Genomic DNA, 9,859 nt, shown 5'->3' with positions numbered 1-9,859 from the left:
TCACGGGTCAGCTCAAGGGCCCGCTCGGAAAACGTGCTTGAGTCCAGGCTGTCGACGATTGCCTTGTTGGTGTCCGCATCCACGAGGTCGTTGGCGGCCAGCGTGCGGACCTGCGCGAGTGAAATGGAGCCGATGACGTCCGGCAGGTCACCTGCTGCGGCGGAGGAGGTCAGGACCTGGTTGAACTGGTCCTCGGGAACACCAACCAGTTCGACTTTGACGCCGGTGGCGGCGGTGAACTTGGCGATGATGTCCTGGGTCTTGGCCACGCGGTCGGGCAGCGTGTCCGCGGTCCAGACGGTGATTTCCTGGGCATCTGCGCCCTGGGTGGAACCGTCATCCGAGCCTTCGTTGGAACTGCAGCCGGCCAACATCGCCATGGTCAGCGAAGCCGCGGCAATGACGGCGACTGCGGACCGGTCTCTGGTTCTCATCACTTTACTGCTCCTGTCTTAGGCGGCCCCGGATCCGGCGCCGCATCCTTCGTGCTCCGCCCCCGTTTTCGGTTTGGCCCGGACCACCTCGGCCGGGCCGGCAGAACACGTTCAGGCGAACTTCCCGGACCGTGAGCGTCGTCACAAAGCCGGGACTTGTGCCTAAAGGCTATCCAAATGTTGCCTAGCTGTCTAGCATTAGCTGCAGAGTCATTCGACACGAGCGCCTGCAGGTTATGCCCTGTGGACCGGCGAAGCACCTAGGATTGCAAAAGTGCCTTTCAACAGTAGGAGCCGCAGATGTACGTGGGACCAGGGGATGTCCTCCATCTGATCCGTTCCGGGAAGGCCCGGACCCGCGGAGACATCCAAGAGGAAACGGGCATGTCCAGGATGACGGTGGCGCAGCGCGTGGACGCGCTGCTGAAGGCGGAACTGATCCGCGAAGCCGGCACCGCCAGGCCATCGGGTGGACGTCGTCCAACGGACCTGGCCTTTAACCTCCAGCACTCGTACACGATTTCAGCCTCGGTGGAGACCACGTCCAGCCGGGTGGCCCTCACCGACCTGAGCGGCGCCATCATCACCGACGAGCACGTGGACATCGCAGTGGAGGACGGCCCCGAGAAGGTGCTGCACGCCATCACGGAGACCGGCCGGCAGCTCCTCACGCGTTCCAAAACCCCCATGAGCAAGGTCTCCGGCGTGGGCATCTTCATCCCGGGACCGGTGGATCCACACACCCAGCGGCCCAGCCAGCCGCCCATCATGCCGGGCTGGGACGCCTACCCCATTGTCGACTTCCTCCAGGACACGTTCCCCGTTCCGGTCCTGGTGGAAAACGATGCCAATGCCATGGCGGTAGGCGAATACAGCGCCGGGTTCACTGGCACCACGTCCCTGTGCCTGGTCAAGGTCTCCACGGGAATCGGCACCGGACTGGTGATCAACGGCCAGGTCTACCAGGGCGTCGACGGCGGCGCCGGCGATATCGGGCATGTCCGGCACCCCGCCTTCACGGAACTGCAGTGCCAGTGCGGGTCCTACGGCTGCCTAGCCGCCGGGGCAAGCGGCGGTGCCATCGCCCGAAAGCTGAAGGAGCAGGGCATCGAGGCCTTCTCGGGGCGGGACGTGCACCGGCTGCTGCTGGCGGGAAACGTCGAGGCCATGCGGCTGACCCACGAAGCGGGCCAGCGGCTCGGCGAAGTCATGGCCACCGTGGTGTGCCTGCTCAACCCCGCGGTCCTGCTCATCGCCGGGGACCTCGCGTCGTCGTCGCTGATCGGCGGGATGCGCGAAACCCTGTACCCCATGTCACTCCCCCGGGCCACCCGCCACCTGGACGTCCGGCTGGCAGCCCTGGGTGAGGATGCAGGAATCCGCGGAATGTCCTCACTGCTGGTGAACCAGGTCTTCTCGGCCGCCGCGGTCAACGCCCGGCTGGGTTGAGCTCAGCAGGCCGTAACGCGCCTGGGCGCGGAAGCCGGTGACTTGGGCCGCCGGGGCTTGTAGTGTCGAGGGCACCGGGGCGCGACGCCGATGCTGCTCCAGTACCCGCGACTAAGGAGTAAACATGGCCGTCACCGACGACGAAGCTCAGGTCCTGGACCAGTGGACCCACCGACTGGCCCAGGCACTTCAGATCCTGGACCTGGATGTGGACCAGGAACTGCTGCTTGACCTGGCCAGGAAGTCTGCCGGCTCCGTGATCCACGCAGCCGCCCCCGTCACCACGTTCCTGGTGGGCTACGCGGCCGGGCTGGAAGCCGGGACCGGGAGCGCCGGCTCCAAAGACTCGTCCACTGCCGCTGTTTCCAAAGCGGCCGACGTCGCGTTCCAGCTTTGCGCGGATGGTCACGACGGCGGCCCGGCGGCCAAGGGCTGGGCGGACACGGGCCAATAACGCGGCGCCCCGCCCCACAGGCAACCTGGCCCGGGGTAAGCGGTGCCGGCCGGCACCGCTTACCCGGCCTTACCTTCTTACTGAGGCGGGCCGCCCTCAGGCACCGGCAACCGGCTCCAGCCGCACAATGATGGCCTTGGACACCGGCGTCTGGCTTCCTTCGGCGACGCTCTCCAGCGGGACCAACACGTTGGCCTCAGGGTAGTAGGCAGCAGCACAGCCGTCAGCCGTGGGGTAGGACACCACGCGGAAGTTCCGCAGCACCCGGTCCACGTTGTCCTTGTACACACCGTGGATGTCCACGTGCTGCCCGTCGCTGAGGCCCAGCTCCGCCAGGTCCGCCGGACTGACGAAAACCACTTCGCGCCCCTTTTTGATGCCCCGGTAGCGGTCGTTGTTGCCATAAATGGTGGTGTTGAACTGATCGTGTGAGCGCATGCTTTGGAGGATCAGGGTCCCCGCGGGCCGTTCCACATGCTCGAGTTCATTGACCGTGAGCATCGCCTTGCCCGTCGGTGTGTTGAACGTCCGGGAGTCCCGTGGCCCGTTGGGCAGCACAAAGCCGCCGTCCTGGCGGATTTTCCGGTTGTAGTCCTCGCAGCCGTTCACCACGTGGGAGATGTGGTCCCGGACCAGATCGTAGTTCTTCTCGAACCCGGCCCAGTCCGCCTGGACGGAATCCCCCACCACCTTGTTCGCGAGCCTGCTGACTATGGCCACCTCTGACAGGAGGCCAGGAGCCACCGGCTCAACGGTTCCATGCGAGGCGTGGACAGCGCAGACAGTGTCCTCAACCGAAACGAACTGCGGACCGGATTCCTGCAGGTCGATCTCCGTGCGGCCCATGGTGGGCAGGATCAGTGCCTCGGCACCGGTGACGGTGTGCGAGCGGTTGAGCTTCGTGGAAATCTGGACCGACAGTTCGGTGTTCTCCATGGCCGCGATGCCGGCGTCCGTGTCCGACATGGCTCCCACGAAGTTACCGCCCAGGCCGAGGAAAACCCTGATCCCGCCGTCGCGCATTTGACGGATGGTTTCGACGGCGTCCACGCCGTGTTCGCGGGGCGGTTCGAAGCTGAACTCCTCGCCCAAAGCGTCCAGGAACGCCGGCGGCATCTGTTCCCAGATGCCCATGGTCCTGTCGCCCTGGACGTTGCTGTGGCCGCGGATGGGGGACGCGCCGGCGCCCGGCTTGCCGATGTTCCCCCGGAGCAGCAGCAGGTTGATGATCTCCTTGATGGTGGCCACGCCCTTTTTATGCTGCGTGATTCCCATGGCCCAGGTGATGATCACCTTGTCCGCCTTGAGGTAGCGGTGGGCCAGTTCGTCAATCTCCTCGACCCGCAGACCGGTGGCTTCCAGCACGGCGGCCTCGTCCAGCCCGGCCAGGTGCGCGCGCAGTTCCTCCAGCCCCTGACAGTGCTCCGCCAGGAAGGCGTGGTCCAGTACGGTCCCGGGATTCGCGGCCTCGGCGTCCAGGACCCGCTTGGAGATGGCCTGCAGCAGGGCCATGTCACCGCCAATACGGACCTGCAGGAACTGGTCAGCAATCTGCGTGCCGCGGCCCACGATTCCCTTGACCTTCTGCGGGTTCTTGTAGCGCATCAGCCCGGCTTCCGGCAGCGGGTTGACAGCCACAATGGCCGCACCGGCTTCCTTGGCCTCTTCCAGCGCCGTCAGCATCCTGGGGTGGTTGGTGCCGGGGTTCTGGCCCATGACGATGATCAGGTCCGCCTTGGCGAAGTCATCATAGGAGATGGTGGCCTTGCCGATGCCGATGGTCTGGCCCATGGCCCAGCCCGAGGATTCGTGGCACATGTTGGAGCAGTCCGGCAGGTTGTTGGTGCCGTAGGCACGGACGAACAGCTGGTACAGGAACGCAGCCTCATTGGAGGTCCGGCCGCTGGTGTAAAAGGTGGCCCGGTCCGGGCTGGGCAGGGACTTGAGCTTGTCCGCGATGATAGTGAAGGCCTGTTCCCAGCTGACCGGCCGGTAGTGGTCCTCCCCTGCAGGCTTGTGGACCGGCTCGGTGAGGCGCCCCTGCATCCCCAGCCAGTACTCGGACCGCTCCCGCAGCGCGCTCACCGGATGTTCGGCCCAGAATTCGGAGCCGATCACCACCGGGGTGGCTTCCCACGTGACGGCTTTGGCGCCGTTCTCGCAGAACTCGAAGGTCTTGCGGTGACCGGGGTCCGGCCACGCGCAGCTCATGCAGTCGAAGCCGTCTTTCTGGTTCAGCGCCAGGAGCGTCTTCCCTGCCCGGCCCGGCCCCATGTGCTTGATGGCAGGCTCGAGCGAGTGGTAGACGCCGGGGACGCCGGCGGCCCACGTCTTCGGATGGCCGGTGACTTCGATGTCAGCTTCGTTGGCCTCTTCAACCTGCGGGTTTTTGCGCGTCACGCTGGATCTCCTTGGTTCTTGCCGGGACCGCAGACACACCGGGATCACCGGCGGAACGGTCACTTTCCACACTTGTTCAGGGGACCCTGTAAGTCAAGGAAGACGCCCCGCCGCCGGAGACGGACATTCAGGACAGCGCACGACGGCGGCGGTCACGGCGCGCTAGGCTTGTCACCACGGCTGAAGCAAGCGGCCGCAGGAACCACCCGCCGGAGCCGTTATGTCCGAGAACCCTGCGCTCCGAGCGCTTGCCTCCTCTTCCTTCTCTTTGCCGCAACTGCGCGACGGCCAACTCGCCGGCATATCCGCCCTGGCCAGCGGCCGCGATGTCCTTGCGGTGATGCCCACCGGCTACGGCAAGTCAGCGATCTACCAGGTTGCAGCCCTTTACCTCAAACAGCAGACCGGGCGCCCCGTCGTCGTGGTTTCACCCCTGATCGCCCTGCAGGAGGACCAGCTGGACGGGCTGAACGAACGGCATGGTCCGGACACCGCAGCCGCCATCAATTCATCGCGCAGCGACGCTGAGGTGGACGCTGCCTGGCAACGGGCGGAGGATGGCCGCGCCGCTTTCCTCTTCCTCGCACCCGAACAGCTCGCCAAAGAGAAAACGCTGGAGCGGATCTCCGCCCTGGACATCGCCATGTTTGTGGTGGACGAGGCACACTGCGTCTCCTCCTGGGGTCATGATTTCCGGCCGGACTACCTGACCCTCGGTGCTGTCCGGGAGCGGCTGGGCAACCCTCCGGTGGCGGCCCTGACAGCCACCGCTTCGCCGCCGGTGCGCGAGGAGATCGTGAAACGGCTGGGCATGAGGGACCCCCTGGTGCTGGTCCGAGGCTTCGACCGGCCGAACATCAGCCTCGATGTGGTCCGCCACCACGAGGAAAAAGAAAAGTTCAGGGCCGTGCTGGCACAAGTGACTGCCCTCGCCGCGGAAGGCCCGGGCCTGGTGTATGCCGCCACCCGCAAGGACACCGAGAAATACGCGGCGAAGCTGGTGACGAACGGGCTCCGCGCGGAGGCGTATCACGCAGGCCGTGCGGCAGCTGACCGCGAACGCGTCCACGAGCAGTTCCTCGCCGACCAGCTGGACGTGGTGGTTGCCACCACCGCCTTCGGCATGGGGATCGACAAACCCAACGTCCGCTTCGTGGTCCATGCAGACATCCCGGAGTCCCTGGACGCGTACTACCAGGAGATCGGCCGGTCGGGGCGGGACGGGCGGCCGGCCTCCGCCATCCTCCATTACCGCTCAGAGGACCTGGGCCTGCGGAAGTTCTTCGGGACCCACTCCGCCGATCCGGATTCGCTCCTTGTCCTGCTGAAGGTCCTGCGGGCCGCCGGCGCTCCCGCTCCGAAAACTGCCGTGGCCGAGCTCACGGGGTTCCCGGCACGCCGGGTCACGGCCCTGGTGAACCAGCTCGAGGAGGTGGGCGCCGTCCGCACCGGCAAGCGCGGCATCCGGCTCATCTCCAAAGCCAAGCTTCCCGCAGTGGTGCGCGCCGCCGTCGAACGTTCCGAAGAGCGGCAGCGCGTGGACCAGTCCCGGCTGAACATGATGCGCGGCTACGCCGAGACGGACGGCTGCCGGCGCCAGTACCTGCTCGGCTACTTCGGCGAGGACTTCCCTGAGCCCTGCGGCAACTGCGATGCCTGCGCCGAATCGGCCGCGCGGCCGGAGCCCCGGCACCCGGAAGCAGTGAAGGAGGACGACGGCGGGACGGCCCCTGACACGGCCGGCCAGCCGTTCCCGCTCCAGACAGCCGTGGTCCACAAGGAGTGGGGACCTGGCCTGGTGATGCGGCACGAGGACGATGTCATCACCGTCCTCTTCGAGCGGGAGGGCTACAAGACCCTGTCCCGGACGGCCGTCCTGGAACATGGGCTGCTGAAGACGACCATCTAATAATGCGCAAATGCAGAAATAATGCATTTTGGATTGACGGATGCATGATCTCGGTCCTAGTCTGGAAACAATCTGCATGGCAGCGTTGCCACCGAAAGGACCCTCATGAATTACGCAAGTTTCCTCTCCCCCACCGGCTCCCCCACCTGGGGGGTCGTCATCGAGGGCCAGGCCCTTGACCTCGGCCCCACCGGCCTGAACCTTGCCCTCACACTCCGCGCCGCCGTCGAGCAGGGAATCTTCGGCGACCTCCCAGAAGCCTTCCGCACTGCCCCCGCCTACGCGGAAACCGACATTGAATTCCTCCCGGCCATCACGGATCCGGGCAAGATCATCTGCATCGGCGTGAACTACCGCAGCCACCAGGAGGAATCGGGCAAAACCGAGCAGAAGGCACCCACAGTCTTCACCCGGTTCGCCGACTCCCAGATGGGCCACCTCCAGGCCGCCCAGATGCCCGCCACCACCACGAAGTTCGACTACGAGGGTGAGATGGCGCTGGTCATAGGCAAGGAAGCCTTCCATGTTCCGGAGGATGACGCGTTCGACTACGTCGCCGGATATGCCGCCTATAACGACCTCAGCGTCCGGGACTGGCAGCTTGCCGCTTCCCAGTGGATCCCCGGCAAGAACTTTCCGGGCACCGGCGGCTTTGGCCCCTACCTCGTCCCGGCGGCGGACCTGGGTGACGTCAACAAGCTCACCCTGGAGACCCGGGTCAATGGTGAGATCCGGCAGAAAGCGTCCGTGTCCGACCTCTACTTCACCATCCCGCAGTTGATCGCGTACGTGACCGGCTTCACCCGCCTCTCTCCGGGCGACGTCATTGTCACCGGGACGCCGGGCGGCGTCGGCCTGTTCATGCAGCCGTCCGGCCTGCTGTCCGAAGGTGACGTGGTGGAGGTTGAGATCACCGGCCTCGGCACGTTGAAGAACACCGTAGAACTCGTCGCCTGACATGGACGCCATCATGCACACCGATGTGCTGGTAATTGGTGCCGGTCCCATCGGCCTGGCCACGGCGAACCTGCTGGCAGACCAGGGCGTAGAGGTGATGCTGGTGGAACGCCAAGGCGGCACCAGCGACGAGCCCCGGGCCATCAGCGTCACCGACGAAACCCTGCGTGTCATGCAGCAGATCGGCGTCATGGATGCCTTGGCACCGGAAATGCTGATGGATACCGGGGCCCGCTATTTCGGCCGCAGGGAACAGTTGCTCGCCGAGGTCCACCCTGCCAGCCCCCGCCTGGGCCAGCCGGGCAAGTCCCAGTTTGACCAGCCGGTCATGGAAAGACTCCTGCTCGACGCCGCCCTGAGCCGGCCCCTCATCGATGTCCGTTTCAACACCGAAGCGTTCCGGATTACGGACGCCCCCGGGCATGTGGACACGGTATTGATCGACGACGGCGGCAAGCGCACCGTCCGCTCGAAATGGGTAGTGGCCTGCGACGGCGGCCGCAGTCCTGTCCGTGCCCAGCTGGGCCTTCCCATGGAGGGTTCCACCCAGGTCCAGAAGTGGATCGTGGTGGACATCGTCAACAGCCCCGGCGAACCGGAACGCTTCTCCGAGTTCCACTGCAACGGGACGCGTCCCGTTGTGGTGGTCCCCGGTGTCAAAGGACGGCGCCGTTACGAGTTCATGCTTCTGCCCGGCGAGGACGCCAGTGAGGTCACGGCGCCGGACACCATCATCAGGCTCATCCAACCGTTCCAGCGCATTGCCGCAGAAGACATCCGCCGGGCCGCAGTGTATGTGGCCCACCAGCGGGTGGTCCTGAGCTACCGCATGGGCCATGTGCTCCTCGCGGGCGACTCAGCCCACATGATGCCGCCCTTCGCGGGCCAGGCACTGAACGCCGGAATCCGCGACGCCGCCAACCTCGCCTGGAAGGTCGCAGCGCATGTTAAGGGCACGGGAACCGACGCCCTGGTGGACACCTACCAGGCCGAACGGCGCCCACACGCCGTGGACATGGTCCGCCTGTCCCACCGGATCGGCAAAGTGGTGATGAGTACCCACCCGGTGCTCACCACACTCCGCGATGCCGGTATCACAGCCATGGGCGTGGTGCCCGCGGCAAAGGGGTGGCTTGCGGGGATGAAGTTCCTCAAACAGCCGCACTTCACCGAAGGCTGTGTGGCGCCTGCAGGCCCGGCCGTTCCCAAGGCTGCCGCCGCCCTGATCGGCCGGTCGCTGTCCCAACCGCTGGTCACGCCGGTTACTTCTGTTCACGGCGAGACGCCTGACGCCGTTCCGCTGGATACAGTCCTTGGCCCAGGCTGGGCGCTGCTGACGTTCCCTGCCGGGTCACGGAGCGCGGGGATGCAGATCCAGCAGCTGGGAGCCGATGTGGAGGAAACCGTGGAAGTCCGCGACGCCACGGGAGCCTTCGCAGCCCTCGCCGGCTCCGGCCTCACCCTGATTGTGCGGCCGGACCGTTATGTGGCTGCGACAGCAGCGCCTGGAGGGGTGGATGCTGCGCTGGAGTCACTGGCCCGCTACGTGCCGGATCTGGCCCGTGCAGTTATGCAGGTTCCGCAGCAGTAACCCAACCTTCCGAGCACAAAAAGGAGCATGGTGGCCACACCGGCCGCCATGCTCCTTTGCGTTTTCTCCCTGGCAGGAAACAACTCCACGCTTCGTCGGTGGGAGGTGGGCCACATGCGTCTGCCGGGCGTGATGCTTGGAGCGGCGGGCCGGCTACCGGACTAACGTGACGGCGCCAGTATGTACCAAGCCGTCTTCCTCGCCGGTGACAGAAGAAGGCCCCAGTTCCGAGATAATCGAACTGGGGCCTTCGCCGGGGCTTGGAGCTTGAAGGCTAAACCGCACCGCCGTGGCGGGCGATAACGACGCCTGCGAGTTCCTTGCCGAACTCCGTGTGCAGCCGGAGGGCTTCCGCTGCCCTGGCCTGGTCGCCATTCTTCAAGGCCGACGTGAGTTCCACGATGTGGCTGTGGTCCATCTTGCGGGCCCATTCCTCGCTGTTAAGGGCCTCCCGCCATACGGTACCGATTCCCAGCCGGCGGAACGCATCGGTGAGCTGCGCCGAGCCCGCCACGCTGACCAGCCGGTTGTGGTACTTCGCGTTGGTTTTCAGGAAACCGTCCAGTTCGTCCTTGCCGCCCCGGCGCAGCCGTGCCAGTTCTTCGGTCAGCCTGCTGAGCTCGGCAATGTCCTCCTCGGAGAACTTATCGAAATGGCTGGCCAGG

General features: G+C 65.7%; 9 protein-coding genes. 6 read left to right on the top strand and 3 right to left on the bottom strand.

The genetic code is table 11. The features are described from left to right. Positions 1-434, bottom strand: a 434-nt coding sequence (locus DBR22_RS12790) for an extracellular solute-binding protein (RefSeq protein ID WP_258229182.1), incomplete at its 3' end; no start/stop codon positions are given. A gap of 384 nt (positions 435-818) precedes the next feature. Between DBR22_RS12790 and DBR22_RS12785 the strand changes: the two genes are divergently transcribed. Next, positions 819-1,883, top strand: coding sequence for an ROK family protein (locus tag DBR22_RS12785; RefSeq protein ID WP_258229181.1), 1,065 nt, complete (start codon positions 819-821; stop codon positions 1,881-1,883). Between the two features lie 124 nt (positions 1,884-2,007). After that, complete coding sequence (locus DBR22_RS12780; RefSeq protein ID WP_108599331.1) at positions 2,008-2,337, top strand: DUF6457 domain-containing protein; 330 nt, start codon at positions 2,008-2,010, stop codon at positions 2,335-2,337. A 96-nt stretch (positions 2,338-2,433) separates the two neighbouring features. On the opposite strand, the gene DBR22_RS12775 is transcribed toward DBR22_RS12780, so the two are convergent. Beyond that, positions 2,434-4,737: an FdhF/YdeP family oxidoreductase gene (locus tag DBR22_RS12775; RefSeq protein WP_108599330.1), complete on the bottom strand. Its 2,304-nt coding sequence runs from the start codon at positions 4,735-4,737 to the stop codon at positions 2,434-2,436. A 220-nt stretch (positions 4,738-4,957) separates the two neighbouring features. On the opposite strand from DBR22_RS12775, the gene DBR22_RS12770 reads away from it, so the two are divergent. From DBR22_RS12770 to DBR22_RS23855, 4 genes are all read left to right on the top strand, one after another. After that, positions 4,958-6,646: a RecQ family ATP-dependent DNA helicase gene (locus tag DBR22_RS12770; protein ID WP_108599329.1), complete on the top strand. Its 1,689-nt coding sequence runs from the start codon at positions 4,958-4,960 to the stop codon at positions 6,644-6,646. A gap of 105 nt (positions 6,647-6,751) precedes the next feature. Continuing rightward, positions 6,752-7,603 carry a fumarylacetoacetate hydrolase family protein gene (locus DBR22_RS12765; protein ID WP_108599328.1) on the top strand — a complete coding sequence of 284 codons (852 nt, stop codon included), beginning with the start codon at positions 6,752-6,754 and terminating at the stop codon, positions 7,601-7,603. Position 7,604: 1 nt separating this feature from the next. Then, on the top strand, positions 7,605-9,194 hold the full coding sequence (locus DBR22_RS12760) for an FAD-dependent monooxygenase (protein WP_108599327.1): 1,590 nt from the start codon (positions 7,605-7,607) through the stop codon (positions 9,192-9,194). 27 nt (positions 9,195-9,221) lie between these two features. Next, positions 9,222-9,359: a hypothetical protein gene (locus tag DBR22_RS23855; RefSeq protein ID WP_181365161.1), complete on the top strand. Its 138-nt coding sequence runs from the start codon at positions 9,222-9,224 to the stop codon at positions 9,357-9,359. Between the two features lie 109 nt (positions 9,360-9,468). Here DBR22_RS23855 and DBR22_RS12755 read toward each other — a convergent pair. Beyond that, positions 9,469-9,859 (bottom strand): FCD domain-containing protein (locus tag DBR22_RS12755; protein WP_181365160.1); only part of this gene is annotated, 391 nt, incomplete at its 5' end.

The organism is Arthrobacter sp. HMWF013, from assembly GCF_003061105.1.
Taxonomy (GTDB): domain Bacteria; phylum Actinomycetota; class Actinomycetes; order Actinomycetales; family Micrococcaceae; genus Arthrobacter.
This window is presented reverse-complemented; position numbering and strand designations above follow the sequence as displayed.

Excerpts from the sequence above, each read along its gene's own strand:
- DBR22_RS12785 (WP_258229181.1), top strand. The coding sequence starts at position 819 with ATGTCCAGGATGACGGTGGCGCAGCGCGTGGACGCGCTGCTGAAGGCG.
- DBR22_RS12780 (WP_108599331.1), top strand. The coding sequence starts at position 2,008 with ATGGCCGTCACCGACGACGAAGCTCAGGTCCTGGACCAGTGGACCCAC.
- DBR22_RS12770 (WP_108599329.1), top strand. The coding sequence starts at position 4,958 with ATGTCCGAGAACCCTGCGCTCCGAGCGCTTGCCTCCTCTTCCTTCTCT.
- DBR22_RS12765 (WP_108599328.1), top strand. The coding sequence starts at position 6,752 with ATGAATTACGCAAGTTTCCTCTCCCCCACCGGCTCCCCCACCTGGGGG.
- DBR22_RS12760 (WP_108599327.1), top strand. The coding sequence starts at position 7,605 with ATGGACGCCATCATGCACACCGATGTGCTGGTAATTGGTGCCGGTCCC.
- DBR22_RS23855 (WP_181365161.1), top strand. The coding sequence starts at position 9,222 with ATGGTGGCCACACCGGCCGCCATGCTCCTTTGCGTTTTCTCCCTGGCA.